At 68.3% G+C, this 15,521-nt stretch carries 13 protein-coding genes and 1 tRNA gene; 2 read left to right on the forward strand and 12 right to left on the reverse strand.

The genetic code is table 11. The features are described from left to right. Nucleotides 1-7: 7 nt before the first annotated feature. Both V7067_RS09535 and V7067_RS09540 read right to left on the reverse strand, forming a co-directional pair. Nucleotides 8-82 (reverse strand) — tRNA-Val (locus V7067_RS09535). Between the two features lie 203 nt (nucleotides 83-285). Beyond that, nucleotides 286-453, reverse strand: a complete 168-nt coding sequence (locus V7067_RS09540; RefSeq protein WP_334175660.1) for a hypothetical protein — start codon at nucleotides 451-453, stop codon at nucleotides 286-288. Between the two features lie 346 nt (nucleotides 454-799). Between V7067_RS09540 and V7067_RS09545 the strand changes: the two genes are divergently transcribed. Continuing rightward, entirely contained in the window at nucleotides 800-2,263 is a 1,464-nt protein-coding gene (locus tag V7067_RS09545) for a YcjX family protein (protein ID WP_334175661.1), read from the forward strand. A gap of 43 nt (nucleotides 2,264-2,306) precedes the next feature. After that, the gene (locus V7067_RS09550; RefSeq protein WP_334175662.1) at nucleotides 2,307-3,383 is read left to right on the forward strand and encodes a TIGR01620 family protein; all 1,077 of its coding nucleotides are present in this window, start codon (nucleotides 2,307-2,309) and stop codon (nucleotides 3,381-3,383) included. A gap of 48 nt (nucleotides 3,384-3,431) precedes the next feature. On the opposite strand, the gene V7067_RS09555 is transcribed toward V7067_RS09550, so the two are convergent. The 10 genes from V7067_RS09555 to V7067_RS09600 all read right to left on the reverse strand — a co-directional run bounded on the left by V7067_RS09555 (nucleotide 3,432) and on the right by V7067_RS09600 (nucleotide 15,295). Next, nucleotides 3,432-3,935 carry a phage holin family protein gene (locus V7067_RS09555; RefSeq protein ID WP_334175663.1) on the reverse strand — a complete coding sequence of 168 codons (504 nt, stop codon included), beginning with the start codon at nucleotides 3,933-3,935 and terminating at the stop codon, nucleotides 3,432-3,434. Nucleotides 3,936-4,084: 149 nt separating this feature from the next. After that, the gene (locus V7067_RS09560) at nucleotides 4,085-4,432 is read right to left on the reverse strand and encodes a hypothetical protein (protein ID WP_334175664.1); all 348 of its coding nucleotides are present in this window, start codon (nucleotides 4,430-4,432) and stop codon (nucleotides 4,085-4,087) included. Nucleotides 4,433-4,467: 35 nt separating this feature from the next. Next, nucleotides 4,468-5,169 (reverse strand): glutathione S-transferase N-terminal domain-containing protein, encoded by a 702-nt coding sequence (locus tag V7067_RS09565; RefSeq protein ID WP_334175665.1) that lies wholly within the window; start codon nucleotides 5,167-5,169, stop codon nucleotides 4,468-4,470. Nucleotides 5,170-5,407: 238 nt separating this feature from the next. Further along, nucleotides 5,408-6,913, reverse strand: coding sequence for an Asp-tRNA(Asn)/Glu-tRNA(Gln) amidotransferase subunit GatB (gene gatB / locus V7067_RS09570; protein WP_334175666.1), 1,506 nt, complete (start codon nucleotides 6,911-6,913; stop codon nucleotides 5,408-5,410). A gap of 316 nt (nucleotides 6,914-7,229) precedes the next feature. Beyond that, entirely contained in the window at nucleotides 7,230-8,528 is a 1,299-nt protein-coding gene (locus tag V7067_RS09575) for a porin (RefSeq protein WP_334175667.1), read from the reverse strand. A 516-nt stretch (nucleotides 8,529-9,044) separates the two neighbouring features. After that, nucleotides 9,045-11,699 (reverse strand): alanine--tRNA ligase, encoded by a 2,655-nt coding sequence (gene alaS / locus V7067_RS09580; protein WP_334175668.1) that lies wholly within the window; start codon nucleotides 11,697-11,699, stop codon nucleotides 9,045-9,047. A 251-nt stretch (nucleotides 11,700-11,950) separates the two neighbouring features. Then, entirely contained in the window at nucleotides 11,951-13,033 is a 1,083-nt protein-coding gene (recA, locus tag V7067_RS09585) for a recombinase RecA (protein WP_334175669.1), read from the reverse strand. Nucleotides 13,034-13,281: 248 nt separating this feature from the next. Beyond that, entirely contained in the window at nucleotides 13,282-14,406 is a 1,125-nt protein-coding gene (gene arsB, locus V7067_RS09590; protein ID WP_334175670.1) for an ACR3 family arsenite efflux transporter, read from the reverse strand. A gap of 17 nt (nucleotides 14,407-14,423) precedes the next feature. After that, the gene (arsC, locus tag V7067_RS09595; RefSeq protein WP_334175671.1) at nucleotides 14,424-14,843 is read right to left on the reverse strand and encodes an arsenate reductase (glutaredoxin); all 420 of its coding nucleotides are present in this window, start codon (nucleotides 14,841-14,843) and stop codon (nucleotides 14,424-14,426) included. Between the two features lie 95 nt (nucleotides 14,844-14,938). After that, entirely contained in the window at nucleotides 14,939-15,295 is a 357-nt protein-coding gene (locus V7067_RS09600; RefSeq protein WP_334175672.1) for a helix-turn-helix transcriptional regulator, read from the reverse strand. Nucleotides 15,296-15,521: the final 226 nt, after the last annotated feature.

The following is a 15,521-nucleotide window of genomic DNA, read 5'->3' on the forward strand; positions in this document are numbered from 1 at the left end:
AAGAGGATGGTGGGCGGTACAGGGATTGAACCTGTGACCTTTGCCGTGTCAAGGCAACGCTCTCCCGCTGAGCTAACCGCCCGTTCCATATCCGGGGGCAGACTTTCGTCTGCGGCCGTCGGGCGCTGGGCCGTCTGACCAGCCGGTGCGGTGCCGGCGTGGCGAACCCTATAGCGGGGTTCGGTTCAGGGCGCAAGCCCGTGTCGTCGTCATCCACACCCGGCAAACAAAACCGGGGATCTTTCCACAGACTGCGGCACCGCCGGCGCCGCAGCCGCAGGCCCGTCAGACGGCGCCGCCGGCGATGAGCTGCATGATGAGGTCCATGATCGGCCCGCCAACGCTGATGAGCGACACCACCGTCGCCACCGCGATGAGCAGGGCAACGATGCCGAAATCCGCCGCTGCCGCTTCGGCCACAACGGGTTCAAGCCGGTTGACTCGCGCCTGCATCGGGCTGTTCCTTCCACGCTTCTGCGATCGCCGGGAGAGGCCCGCCGCAAGCGGCAGGCGGCCCCGCGCACGGGTCCTTGCGGTGAGGGCCGGCAGCCGCGGCCGCCTCGTCTCACCTGCCGGCAATCCTGCCCTGCCGGGCTTGCCAGCCGGTTAAGGCGCCGTGGCCAAAAGGCGGCACGGGCGCGGCGGCCCATGGCAGGGTTAACGCTGCGTAAAGCCGTCTGCGCCCGGGCCACTGGCAGGCGGGCCGGGGCCGCCCTATCTTTGGTCTCAAGACCCGCGCGGCGGCGTTCGCCGCGTCTCTCCCGCGCCCTCCCCCCCTTGCCACAGGCAGAACCGTTCCGTGCGCCTTTCCACGTTCACCGACGAAGCCCGCCTCGCGCTCGAAACGCTGGTGGAGCGGGCGCAGGAAATCGCCCGGCCCGGCGTGCGGCTCGGCGTCACCGGTCTGTCGCGGGCGGGCAAGACGGTGTTCATCACCGCGCTCGTCCACAACCTCATTCACGGCGGCCGCCTGCCAATGTTCGCGCCGGCCGCCGCGGGCCGCATTGCCGGCGCGAAACTCGATCCGCAGCCCGACGACGCCGTGCCCCGGTTCGATTACGAAGCCCACATCGGCGCGCTGGTGCACGACCGGCTGTGGCCGCAATCGACGCGGATGGTCTCCGAACTCCGGCTGACCGTCGCCTACGAATCCGCAACCTTTCTCGGTCGCCACCTCGGACGCGGCAGCCTGACGGTCGATATCGTCGACTATCCGGGCGAGTGGCTGCTCGACCTGTCGCTGATGGAGCGCGACTATGCGCAGTGGTCGGCGGAGGCGATCGGCCGGCTTGCCGCCCGGCCGGCGGGCGAGGCCGGTGCCGCCCTTGCCGCGGCCTTGCAGGCAACCGACCCGGCTGCGCCCGAAAGCGAGGCCGAGGCCCGCCGCCTTGCCGCGCTGTTCACGGCCCACCTGAAGGCCCGCCGCGCCGACCCGGAGGCACTGGCCGCCGACCCGCCCGGCCGCTTTCTGATGCCGGGCGATCTGGAAGGCTCGCCACTTCTCACCTTCGCCCCGCTCATGCTCCCGCCGGGGCAGGCCGCCGCCGCCGGCAGTCTCGCCGCCATGATGGCGCGGCGCTACGAATCCTATCGCAACCACGTCGTGCGCCCGTTCTTCCGCGATCACTTCGCCCGTCTCGACCGGCAGATCGTGCTGGTGGACGTGCTCTCCGCTCTGGATCGCGGCCCGGGCGCGGTGCGCGAGCTGCAGCGCGTGCTGACGGAGGTGATGGCCGCCTTCCGCCCCGGCCGGCTGTCGTTCCTGTCGGGGCTGATCGACCGGCGCATCGACCGCATTCTGTTTGCCGCCACCAAGGCCGACCACCTGCACCATCAGGATCACGACCGGCTGGAAGCGATTCTGGCACGCATGGTGGCCGATGCCAGCGCCCGGGCGCGTTATGCCGGCGCGACCGTGCAGATTGCCGCCCTCGCAGCCGTGCGCGCCACCCGGCAGGCGCTGGTGCGGCAGGGCAGCGAGCGGCTGCCGGCCATCACCGGCGTGCCCATGGCGGGCGAGGTCATTGACGGCGAAGTCTATGACGGACAAACCGAAATCGCGCTGTTTCCGGGCGACCTGCCGGCCGATCCGGGGGTGGTGTTCGGCCTCGGCGGCGAGGCCGGCCTGCCGCCGGGCACGCTGCGCTTCGCCCGCTTCCGCCCGCCGAAGCTGGAACAGGGGCCGGACGGGCTGACGCTGGTGCTGCCGCACATCCGCCTCGACCGCGCACTCGATTTTCTGCTCGGAGACCGCCTCGCATGATTGCCGCAGATGCCGGGACAGGCCCCGCCGGAGGCTGCACGCCATGAGCGAACGCGACCCGCAGAGCGCACCGCCGCGCCGCCCCGCCGCCTTCCGCCTCCACCCGGAGAGCGAGGACGATCCGCGCGCCGCCACCGTCGAGCCCGAGCCGGAGGAGAGCGACACCACCCCGCCGCCGGACGACGGAGCCGCGGCTGCCGGCCGCCGGCCGCCAGGCGGGCAGCGCGGGTTCTCTCTGCGTCGGTTCTCTCTGCGTCGGTTCTCCTGGGGGGGCGTGTTCTTTGCCGGCCTCGGCGGCCTTGTCACGTTTGCCGCCGGCCTTTCCGTCGACCGGCTGATCGACGATCTCTTCGCCCGTGCCGACTGGCTCGGCTGGGCGGCGCTGGCGCTCGCGGCGCTGACGGTGCTGGCCGCCGCCATCATCGTGCTGCGCGAAGGGCTGGCGATCGCCCGTCTCGGCCGCATCGACCGGCTGCGCACCGAGGCAGCGGCCGCCGCAGCCGCCGACGACCGTAAGGCGGCGGAGGCCGTGGTGGCGCAGGTCGGCCGGCTTTTTGCCGCCCGGCCGGAAACCGCCGCCGGCCGCGCCGCCCTCGCCCGCCATGTCGATGAGGTGATCGACGGGCAGGATCTGATCCGTCTTGCCGAACGCGAACTGCTGGCCCCGCTCGATGCCGAAGCCCGGCGGCTGGTGATGGAAACGGCCCGCCGCGTTTCGGTGGTCACCGCGCTGTCGCCGCGCGCCTTCGTCGATATCCTGTTCGTGCTGGTGTCCGCGGCCGGGCTCATCCGGCGGCTGGCGCTGCTCTATGGCGGCCGGCCGGGCCTGATCGGCTTCGTCACCCTCGCCCGCCACGTCATCGGCCATCTGGCGGTGACCGGCGGCATCGCCGCCGGCGATTCCCTGCTGCACGAGGTGGTCGGCAAGGGGCTTGCGACCCGGATTTCCAGCCGGCTCGGCGAGGGTATCGTCAATGGCCTGATGACGGCGCGCGTCGGCCTTGCGGCCATGGATGTGTGCCGGCCGCTGCCGTTTCTGGATGCCCCCCGGCCCCGCGTTTCCGACATCATCGGCGAAATCGCCGCCTCTGTGCCGGCCGCCGGCCGCGACGCGCCCTGACGGCACCCGCCGCGGGCGGGCACGGCGACGACGAACGCCGCCCGGCTGTCAGATCCGCCGGCCGAGCACGATCCCGGCGAGCAGCGCACCGGCGGTGAGCGCCAGTGCCGCCGGCAGCGGGCTGCTGCCCGCGCCGCCTTCGGCCGCCGCCTCGGTTTCTGCCCCGCGGGCCGGCCCGCCGGCCGCCTTCCGGCTGCCGAGACCGGCGATGAGCGCCCCCAGCGGATCGCTTGCAGCCACCGGCTGCGGCGCCGGGGGCGCCGACCGCCGCGTCGCAATCAGTGCCACGAGAGCCCCCAGCAGCACCACGCCGCCGCCAACCGCGCCGGCCGCCCCGGCCGGCCCCAGATAGGGCGTCAGCACCAGCGTGAGGGCAACGAGCAGAAAGATGAAGCCGATCAGCGCCAGAAGCCCCCCGGCGACAAGGGCAATGGCCAGCACCACGGCCCGGCGGACGGTGGCCTCGACATTGGCCCGGCCGCGCTCGATCGCCGGCATCACGAATCGCATCGCCACGACATCCAGCAGCGCCGTCAAGGAAGCCTTCAGCATCGGTTCTCTCCTGCCGTGCGGGCCGGCACCGCCCGGCCGGCCCGCGGGCGCAATCACAGCGGCGCCATCATAGCGGCGATTCGGATCGCGCGCAGGGTCCGGCACCGGGGGCGCGCACACGGCACGCCCCGGTGCCCGTCGGCTCGTGCTCAGCGGCGGGAAGCCAGCCCGATCAGGAACCCGAGGCCGATGGCCCCCGCCACCCAGAGCACCGGGTTGCGCGCAACATGGGTGTTGACTTCGCCGGCGATCTCGCCGGCCCGCGAGCACGCCTGCCGCGCGGTCGCCTCGCCCCGGGCCAGCACATCGTCGGCCACCGCCCCGGCCTTTGCCCGGGCCGCGGCTGCCTGCGCGCGCACGCTCTCGCCTGCGGTCTCTGCCTGTCCTTCCAGCAGCGCCCGCACCGCCTCGGTCAGCCGCGCGATATCCGATTTCAGAACCGCGAATTCCGCCGCCACGTCTTCGACGCCGACGGTCTCGTCCTTCTTGTCAGCCATGATCTCTCTCCCTTTTCTCTGGCAGCGCCGCGCCGTCAGCGCGCCCGCTGATTGAACATGATCTGCTGGGCGGCCTTGTCCGTGGCAAGATCGACGCGCGGGGCTGCGCTGCCGACCGCAAGCCCGCGCGCAACCGCCGGACGCGCGCTGACAGCCGCAAGCCACCGCGCCACGTCCGGAAACTCCGCCAGGTCGATGCCCTGCCGCTCCCAGCCGCGCGCCCAGCCCACCACCGCCATATCGACGATGGAATAGTCATCGCAGATGAACGGCCGCCCCTTCAGGCGCCGGTCAAGCACGCCATAGAGCCGGTGCGTCTCGTCGCGATAGCGCTTGATCGCGTAGGGCACCTTCTCCGGCGCATAATGGGCGAAATGGTGATTCTGGCCCAGCATCGGCCCGAAGCCGGCCATCTGCCACATCAGCCACTCTTCGACTTCGACGCGCCGGCGCTCGTCCTGCGGATAGAACTGCCCGAACTTGCGGCCGAGATAGAGCAGGATCGCACCGGACTCGAACACCGAAATCGGCGCGCCGCCCGGCCCTTCCGGGTCGACAATGGCCGGCATCTTGTTGTTGGGCGAAATGGCAAGGAAATCCGGCACAAACTGGTCGCCGCGCCCGATGTCGACCAGATGCACGTTATAGGGAACGCCCAGTTCTTCCAGCATGATGCTGATCTTGTAGCCGTTCGGTGTCGGCCAGAAAAAAAGCTCGATCGGCGGCTGCTGCACCATGAACGTTCTCCCTCGGCCCGGAGGACCGGGCGCAGGCAATCGCAGGTTCCGCCGGCCCGTCCGGCGCAATGCCCGCCTCCAGAATGTGGGCCGCCGCGGCGCGCGATCAAGCCCGGCCCGCGCCGCGCGAGGCCGTTCCCGGCGCGAAAAGCGGCTGAAAGCAAACGGGCGCCGGCCCGACCGGCCGACGCCCGCGCAATTTCTTACGGCATCCGCGAAAGCGGCCGCCGGTCCGGCGTCATTCGAGGCCGAGGCGCGCCTTGACGAGTGCGTTCACCACCTGCGGGTTGGCCTTGCCGCCGGTTGCCTTCATCACCTGCCCGACGAACCAGCCGGCGAGCGTCGGCTTGGCCAGCGCCTGCGCCGCCTTTTCCGGATTGGCCTCCACCACCGCCGCGACGGCCGCCTCGATGGCCCCGGTATCCGTCACCTGCTTCAGCCCGCGGGCCTCCACGAGCGCGCGCGGCTCGCCGCCCTCCGTCCACACGATCTCGAACAGATCCTTGGCAATCTTGCCGGAAATCACCGCCTCGGAAATCAGATCGATGATCGTGCCGAGCGCCGCCGCGCTGACCGGGCTTTCGCTGATCGACAGCCCGTCCTTGTTGAGGCGCCCGAACAGTTCGTTGATGACCCAGTTCGCCGCCAGCTTGGCATCGCGCTCCTGGGCAACCTCTTCGAAGAAGTCGGCGGAATCCTGATCGGCCACGAGGATGCTGGCATCGTAGCCGGACAGCCCGAAATCCTTGATGAAGCGCGTGCGCTTGTCATCCGGCAGTTCCGGCAGCCCGGTCTGCAGCTCCGCAATCATGGACTCGTCCAGCACCAGCGGCAGCAGGTCCGGGTCCGGGAAGTAGCGATAATCGTGCGCCTCTTCCTTGGAGCGCATCGACCGCGTCTCGCCGGTGCGGGCGTCGAACAGCCGGGTTTCCTGATCGATGCTGCCGCCGTCTTCCAGAATCGCGATCTGCCGCCGCGCTTCATATTCGATCGCCTGACCGGCAAAGCGGATCGAATTGACGTTCTTGATCTCGCAGCGCGTGCCGAGCGGCCCGCCGGGGCGGCGCACGGACACGTTCACATCCGCGCGCAGGTTGCCCTTTTCCATGTCCGCATCGGAAGTGCCGAGATAACGCAGGATGGTGCGCAGCTTGGACAGATAGACGCGCGCCTCTTCAGCGGAGCGCAGATCGGGCCGCGAGACGATCTCCATCAGCGCAACCCCCGACCGGTTCAGATCGACGAAGCTCATGGTCGGGTGCTGATCATGCACCGACTTGCCGGCATCCTGCTCCAGATGAAGCCGTTCGATGCCGACGACGATGCGCTCGCCGTCCAGCATATCGAGCACGATCTCGCCTTCACCGACGATCGGATACTTGTACTGCGAGATCTGATAACCCTGCGGCAGATCCGGATAAAAATAGTTCTTGCGGTCAAAGACCGAGCGGCGGTTGATGACCGCCCGCAGCCCCAGCCCGGTGCGCACGGCCTGACGCACGCACTCGGCGTTGATGACCGGCAGCATGCCCGGCATCGCCGCATCGACGAGCGAAACCTGACTGTTCGGCGCAGCACCGAACCGGGTAGCGGAACCGGAAAACAGCTTGGACTCGGACGTCACCTGCGCATGGACTTCCATGCCGATCACGATTTCCCAGTCACCCGTCGCGCCTTTGATGAGGCTTTCCGCCTTGGCTACCCGCACGTCCGAATACTCCCGCTTCTTTTCAGTCCTGTTCATGCCGCGACCGGCCACGCCAGCCCGGCATGAAGCGCGGCATGACAGCCGGGCATAACAGCCCGGCGCGCCACAACATCCGCACCCGCGGCCAGACCGGCCAGCGGTCCGGCCCGCGTTTTGGCGGCGCGCATTCCTGCTGCGATTGACGCTTTTTTGCGCCGGGGGTCAAGACGCCAAATCCCGCCTGCCGGCCGCAGCGACCGGCGCCGCCGGCGCCCCGAGGCAGGCAGACCGGACACCCCCAAAAAGCAGAAAGCCCGGCGGAGACCGCCGGGCTTTCCAGAAAGTGCCGAACCGAAGTCCGGACAGCTCGTGATCAGAAGTTGCGCTGCAGACGGACGAGGCCGATCAGCGAGTTCGAAGCCTTCAGGCCCGAGGTGCCGTCGTTCGACGGGGCAACGTTCACGTACTCGAGCGCCGCACCGATGTTCATGTTCTCGACCGGGGTGTAGTTCACGGTCAGGGTGCCGTTGAAGTTGTTCACAACGGTGCCCGAGGCATTCGGCAGGTCGACGTTCGCGCCGAGGTACGAACCTTCGAGGGCCGCCGAGATCTGCGGGGTGAAGTAGTGGTTCAGACCAGCCGACACCGACCAGGAGGTCACCAGCTCGAGGCTGCCCGAGAGCGGGTTCACGTAGGCGTCCGGCAGACCTTCGGAGTAGGTGTCGAAGCTGTTGCCGTAGGTCACGTAAGCCTGGGGCGAAACGTACTTGGTGGCGCCCTGAGCGAACGCGCCCTGCAGAGCGAACTGATCACCCTGGCCGAGGAACGGCAGGTTGATGATCGTGCCGAGCTGCACAGCGTAGCCGTAGGTGTCCGAGGTGTTGCCGTTGGCAAGACCGTTCGACACGGCGTTCTGCCAGGCGCTGTTCACAGCGACGGCATGACCGGCGGCCGACAGCTGAGCGGAGCCCCAGCCCTGAGCGATCTGGAACGCGCCGACGATATCCGGGTAGCGGTTGCCGCCGTAGATATCTTTGCCGGTGATCGGATCGGTCACCGAGGTGTTGCGCGAAGACGAGTCTTCGAGCGAGCCGGTCAGCGAGAAGCCGTTGCCGAAGGTGTAGGTGTAAGCCAGCAGGTTGGTGCTGGTGTCCGAATGCGCCGGTTCGTAGATCGAGTTGTAACCGAAGCCGGTGAAGAAGTCGTAGAACGACTGGGCCTGACCGGCGGTCAGACCACCGAACTGGATGTAGCCCTTGTCGAGAGCGGCGCCGGTGTTCTCACCATTCGGGGTGCCGGTGTCGTTCTGCAGGTAGATTTCGATGTACGAACGCAGCAGACCGAACTCGGTGTTGGTGCGAACGTCGAAGCGGGCGTCACCGCGAGCGCGGAAGCGGTAGCCGTTCGAGTCCTTGTCACCGTAGTTCAGCTGGTTGCCCCAGTGCGAACCCGACGACTGGGTGATGCCAGCGTCATACTCGGCACGGACATAGCCGGAAATCTTCAGGCAGGTCTCGGTGCCGGGAACGTAGAAGAAGCCAGCGCCGAACGCATCGCAGACGCGGACGTAATCAACCGGCTCCGGAGCAGCCGCAGCGGGGAGGTCAGCAGCCTGCGCACCGGTAACGGCGAATGCGCCGGCAACGCCAAGGACGACGCCTTTGATCTTCATGTGACGATCTCCATCAATTTCGTTTTGGCATTCCGTCGCCACCCGGGCCGGCGAAGCCGATGGATGGTTACGCTGTTGCCGCATGAGCGCGCGTTAGGATCGAGCAGGACAATCTGGATCAGAACCCGTGTTGCCGCAGCAGCGAACGCTTCCGCTGAAGATGACCATACCCGCCGATCCTGCGCGTTCAATCGCAAAGAGCCCGCGGCGCGGCGCCGGAGACCTGATCGGAAGCGGGTGTTGCGACATGGCAACAAAATGGCCGGGTACGGGCCGAACTCAGGCGTCTGTGGCGGCATTCCGCACGCAAGATGCCGCGACAATGCACGAAAATCCGTGGTTAACAGACGGTTAACGCTCGCAGAATCGCCGGCCGGCCGAATCGCCGGCGCTGTCGCCGTCAACACCCCGCCCACCCATCGCCGACCGCTGTTGCACGCACCGTCAACGCAATGGGCGCGCCGCCCGCAGGACGACGCGCCCATTGAAAGGTCTTACCGGACGGTCCGGCCGGAATCAGGCTTCGGCGACGGCCGCGACGATGGCCTCCAGCGCCTCCGCCGCTTTCGTGGCATCCGGCCCGCCGGCCTGCGCCATGTCGCGCCGGCCGCCGCCGCCTTTGCCTCCGAGGGCTGCCGATCCGACGCGCACGAACTGCACGGCGTCGAACCGGTCCGTCAGATCGTCCGTCACTGCCACCACCACGGCCGCCTTATCGTCGTCGGAAACGCCGACGATCGCCACGATACCGGAGCCGACCGCCGTCTTGCTTTCGTCGGCGAGGCTCTTCAGGTCCTTCGGCGCGATCCCGGTCACCACCTTCGCCAGCACCTTCACGCCCGCGACCTCGCGCACCGGCTGGCTGCCGCCCTCGCCGCCGCCCAGCGCCAGCTTGCGGCGGGCATCCGCCAGTTCGCGCTCAAGCCGGCGACGATCTTCGACAAGCGCGCTCGCGCGCTCAACCACCTCGGCGACCGGGGCCTTCAGAACGCCGGCGAGCGCCTTGAGGCGCCGGTCCTGCAGCGCCAGATGCTGGCGGGCCGCATCAGCGGTCAGCGCCTCGACGCGCCGCACGCCGGCCGCCACCGCCCCCTCCGACACCAGCGCCACCAGACCGATGTCGCCGGTGCGCTGCACATGGGTGCCGCCGCAGAGTTCCACAGAGAACGGCTTGCCGGTGCCGCCGGGCGCCGCGCCCATCGTCACCACGCGCACTTCGTCGCCGTATTTCTCGCCGAACAGGGCCATCGCACCGGATTCGATCGCCTCATCCACGGCCATCAGCCGCGTCGAAACCGCGCCGTTCTGCAGAACGACGGCATTGGTGATCGATTCGATCTCGTCGAGGTCATGTTCGGAAATCGGGGCGGGGTGGGAAAAGTCGAACCGCAGCCGGTCCGGCGCCACCAGCGAGCCCTTCTGCGCAACATGATGGCCGAGCACAGAGCGCAGCGCCGCATGCAGGAGGTGGGTGGCAGAGTGATTGGCGCGAATCGCGCCCCGGCGCGCGGTATCGACAACCAGCTCCAGCGCCAGCCCGACCGACAGCTGCCCTTCCTCAACGGTGACGGAGTGGACGAACACGCCCCCGGCCCGCTTGTGGGTATCCGTAACCCGGGCGACGACGCCGGGCGCGCGGATGAGGCCGGTATCGCCGACCTGACCGCCGGATTCGCCGTAGAACGGCGTCTGATTCAGAACCACGGCGCCGCTCTGCCCGGCTTCGATCGCGCCGACTTCCTGACCGTCGACCACGAGCGCAGCCACCACGCCTTCGGCCTGCTCGGTCTCGTAGCCGAGGAACTCCGTCGCCCCGAGCCGTTCCTTCAGAACGAACCACACCGCTTCGGTCGCCGCCTCGCCCGACCCGGTCCACGCCGCACGCGCCTCGGCGCGCTGGCGCTCCATCGCGGCCGAGAACCCGGCCACGTCCACGCCGATGCCGCGGGCCTTCAGCGCATCCTGCGTCAGGTCGAGCGGGAAGCCGTAGGTGTCGTAAAGGCGGAAAGCGGTCTCGCCGTCGAGCGATGCTCCGGGCACGAGCGCGCCGGTCGCCTCGTCAAGCAGCGACAGGCCGCGGTCGAGCGTGCGGCGGAAGCGGGTCTCCTCAAGACGCAGCGTTTCCGTGATCAGCGCCTCGGCCCGCCCGAGTTCCGGGTATGCCAGCCCCATCTCGCGCACCAGCGCCGGCACGAGGCGGTACATCAGCGGATCGCGCGCGCCGAGCAGGCGCGCATGCCGCATGCCGCGGCGCATGATCCGGCGCAGAACATAGCCGCGCCCCTCGTTCGACGGCAGCACGCCATCGGCGATCAGGAAGCTCGACGCCCGCAGATGATCGGCGATGATGCGGTGGCTGGCGGTGTTCGCGCCCTCGGCCCGCACGCCGGTCAGGTCTTCAGCGGCACGGATCAGGGCGCGGAAGAGATCGATGTCATAGTTGTTGTGCACGCCCTGAAGAACGGCGGCGACGCGCTCCAGCCCCATGCCGGTATCGATCGACGGCCGCGGCAGGGCAACGCGCTCGCCGCCCGGCAGCTGCTCGTACTGCATGAACACGAGATTCCAGATCTCGATGAAGCGGTCGCCGTCCTCGTCCGGCGAGCCCGGAGGGCCACCGGCCACGCCCGGGCCGTGATCGTAGAAAATCTCCGAGCAGGGGCCGCAGGGGCCGGTGTCGCCCATCGCCCAGAAATTGTCGCTCGTCGCGATGCGGATAATGCGCTCGTCCGGCAGGCCGGCGATGCGGCGCCACAGCGACGCCGCCTCTTCGTCCTCGTGATAGACGGTCACCAGCAGACGGTCTTTCGCCAGTCCGAACTCGCCCGTCACCAGCTTCCAGGCCAGTTCGATGGCCCGTTCCTTGAAATAATCGCCGAACGAAAAGTTGCCCAGCATTTCAAAGAAGGTGTGATGACGCGCGGTGTAGCCGACGTTATCGAGGTCGTTGTGCTTGCCGCCGGCGCGCACGCACTTCTGCGCCGTCACCGCCCGCGGGATGGTACGGGTTTCAAGACCGGTAAACACGTTCTTGAACTGCACCATGCCGGCATTGGTGAACATCAGCGTCGGGTCGTTGCGCGGCACCAGCGGGCTCGAATGCACCGCCTCGTGGCCTTGACCGGCGAAATAATCGATGAAAGCCGATCGGATATCGTTGACGCCGCTCATATCGGGGACCCGCGCTCCAAGCTCCGCACGCGCGGCAATGCCTGCCCGCGCTGTCAATTCCCGGCAGCCCGGCAGGCGAAAGCGGCGGTCACTCCCGCCCTCCGCCTGCAAACCGCCTTCACGGCAGCGCAAGGCCAGCCCGCAAGGGCCCCGTCACACCGCCAGATCCGCGCGGTTTTAACGTTCTGCCGCGCGCCTGTCACCCCACCCCCGCCGCCGCGGCGGGGCAACAGGGTCACCCGTGCGGGGCCTCACTCTTCCGGCGGGCCGTCGTCTTCCGCCTCCGGCTCGGCCGCGCCGACGATGCGATCGGCGATCAGGCCGGCGTTCTGCCGGATGGCCACTTCGATGGCGTTGGCGATGGCCGGATTCTCGCGCAGATACTGCTTGCAGTTTTCGCGGCCCTGCCCGAGCCGCTGGCTGTCATACGAGAACCATGCCCCCGACTTCTCGACAATACCGGCCTTGACGCCAAGATCGAGCAGCTCGCCATATTTGGAAATGCCCGCCCCATACATGATGTCGAATTCGACTTCGCGGAACGGAGGCGCCAGCTTGTTCTTGACAACCTTGACCTTGGTCTGGTTCCCAACGACCTCATCGCGCTCTTTTACCTGCCCGATGCGGCGGATATCGAGGCGAACGGAGGCATAAAATTTCAGCGCGTTACCGCCGGTCGTCGTCTCCGGGCTGCCGAACATGACGCCGATCTTCATGCGGATCTGATTGATGAAGATCACCATCGTATTCGAGCGCGAAATCGAGCCCGTCAGCTTGCGCAGAGCCTGACTCATGAGGCGGGCCTGCAGGCCGGGCAGCTGGTCGCCCATTTCGCCTTCCAGTTCGGCCTTCGGCGTGAGGGCGGCGACCGAATCAATCACCAGCACGTCGATGGCGCCGGAGCGGACCAGCGTGTCGGCAATCTCCAGCGCCTGTTCGCCGGCATCGGGCTGGGAAATCAGCAGATCGTCGATCTGCACCCCGAGCTTGCGGGCATAAAGCGGGTCCAGCGCGTGTTCGGCGTCGATGAACGCGCACACGCCGCCCTTCTTCTGGGCCTCTGCGACGACATGCAGAGCCATCGTGGTCTTGCCGGACGATTCCGGGCCGTAGATCTCCACGATGCGGCCGCGCGGCAGGCCGCCGATGCCAAGGGCGATGTCGAGGCCGAGGGAGCCGGTGGAGACGGTTTCCACCTCGACCGCCTTGCCCTGACCAAGACGCATGATCGAACCCTTGCCGAAGGATCGTTCGATCTGTGACAACGCGGCGTCGAGCGCCTTTCTCTTATCCACGGACGACCCCTCAATCAGGCGAAGATTCGCTTGGCTCATTGCGCGTTCCTTATTTCACGGCGGCAGCGCACGATCAAATTGCGTCTAATGTATCTGCTTTGTTCTGGTTCGCAATATGTTCCTGCTATGATCCTGTAAAATTCTGCCGCGCGGCGGGACCGATGGCGATGGAACGCCGGAGACGGGGCACTGTGCGGCACAGCGGCCGGCGGCGGGATGCAGGCTGGGCCGCCGGTCTGGCGACCGCCGGGCAGAGGGAGGGCCGGCAACTCAGGGCCGCACGGATATCAGCCCCGGTCCCCGCCCGCGCTGTCCCCGCCGGCCCGCACCCCGCCCGTCTCTGCGGCCCGGCGGGACGGCGCCGGCGCGAACCAGCGGTCGCCGAGGCGCAGCGCGACGCGAACCAGCAGGATGAGCACCGGCACTTCCACCAGCGGACCGATCACGGTGGCGAACGCCACCGGCGAGGCCAGCCCGAAGGCGGCGATGGCCACCGCTATGGCGAGTTCGAAATTGTTGCCCGCGGCGGTGAAAGCCACTGCGGTCGTGCGCGGATAGCCGGCCCCGATCAGATGGCCCATGAAAAAGCTGATGAGGAACTGGATAATGAAATAGAGCGTCAGCGGAACGGCGATGCGCAGCGCATCCAGCGGCAGCCGCACCACCTCGCCGCCCTTCAGGCTGAACATGGCCACGATGGTGAACAGCAGCGCGGCGAGCGTGACCGGGCCGATCTTCGGCAGGAAGCGGTTCGCGTACCACACCGCCCCCCGGCGCGCGATGAGGATGCGCCGGGTCAGGAACCCGGCGAGGAAGGGAAGGCCCAGATAGATCAGCACCGCTTCGGTGATGGTGACGAAGCTGACGTCGACGACGCGGCCCTCCAGCCCGAACAGCGGCGGCAGAACGGACAGGAACAGCCACGCATAGGTGGAGAAGAACAGGACCTGAAAGATCGCATTGAAGGCCACCAGCCCGGCCGCATACTGATTGTCGCCGCGGGCGAGCTGGTTCCACACCAGCACCATGGCGATGCAGCGCGCCAGCCCGATCAGAATGAGGCCGGTCATGTAGGCCGGCTCGTCGTGCAGGAAGATGACGGCCAGCACGAACATCAGGACCGGGCCCACGATCCAGTTCTGAATCAGCGACAGCGCCAGAACGCGCCGGTCGGCGAAAACGCGATGCAGTTCCTCATATTTCACTTTCGCCAGGGGCGGATACATCATCAGCACGAGGCCGATGGCGATGGGAATGTTGGTGGTGCCGACCGACAGCCGCTGCAGCGCCGCCGGCAGGCCGGTGAACACGGTGCTGAGCGTGACGCCCAGCGCCATCGCCGCGAATATCCACAGCGTGAGATAGCGGTCGAGGAAAGAAAGCCGGCCCGCCGGCTGCGGTGCATCTGTCATCGGTGCGGTTCCGGGCTTCAGAGCAGGCGGTTGCCGGCAGCGTCCACGACCGGTTCGCCGTCTTCCTTGGTGAAGGCGCCCTGCTGGGGCGGCAGAAGATCGAGCACCTGTTCGGACGGGCGGCACAGCCGCACCCCGCGCGGGCTGACGACGACCGGCCGGTTGATCAGGATCGGGTGCGCCAGCATGGCATCCAGCAACGCGTCGTCGCTGAGGCCGGGGTCGTCGAGGCCCAGTTCGGCATAAGGCGTGCCCTTTTCCCGCAGCAGCGCACGCACGCCCGTGCCCATGCGCCCGGTCAGTTGCCGCAGCATGGCCCGCGACGGCGGCGTCTTCAGATATTCGACGATATGCGGCTCAAGGCCGGCATTGCGGATCATGGCCAGCACGTTGCGCGACGTGCCGCAATCCGGATTGTGATAGAGCACGATATCCATCTGTGTCCCCCAAAGCCTGCGCCGTTCTGCCCGGGCCGTTCCGCCTGCCCCGCTCCATTTGCCGCGCCGGCGCGGGCGCCGCCCCGCGGGGCCCATCACGGTTTCGTCGTCTCCCCGCCCGGGCAGCAGGGCGACAGGGCCGCCACCAGCGGCGCGCAGAGTTCGGCATGGCCGGAGCAGCAGTCCTGCAGCAGATAAAGCACCACCGCGCGCAGCCCCGCGAGGCTGGCGCGGTAGCGGATCACCCGGCCCTCACGTTCGCGGATGACCAGCCCGGCGCGCGCCAGAATGGCCAGATGCGTCGACATGGTGTTGCCCGGCACCGCCAGCCGGCGGGCGAGATCGCCGGAGGCGATCCCCTCCGGCTCATGGGCGACCAGCAGCCGGAAGGTCTCCATCCGGGTCGGCTGGGCAAGGGCGGCAAGGGCGGCGATGGCCTCATCTGCGTTCATATTTCTATGATTCCAGAATCATTGAATTATGTCAATCGCAGCGGCCGCAGCCGCGCCGCTGCCGGGCGCGCAAGATGCCCGGCCCGGCCCGTGCCCGGCAGCCGGCGCTGATCGCGCCGGCGAAGGCCGGGCGGGTCGGGGCGGCCCGGCCGACAGCCTGTCAGGCCGGTTCGGCGGCAGCGGCGCGCCGGCGCGCCTCGGCGGCGATCTCCGCCGCCCGCGCCGC

The organism is Pseudoxanthobacter sp., assembly GCF_036822375.1.
In the GTDB taxonomy this organism is placed as follows: domain Bacteria; phylum Pseudomonadota; class Alphaproteobacteria; order Rhizobiales; family Segnochrobactraceae; genus Pseudoxanthobacter.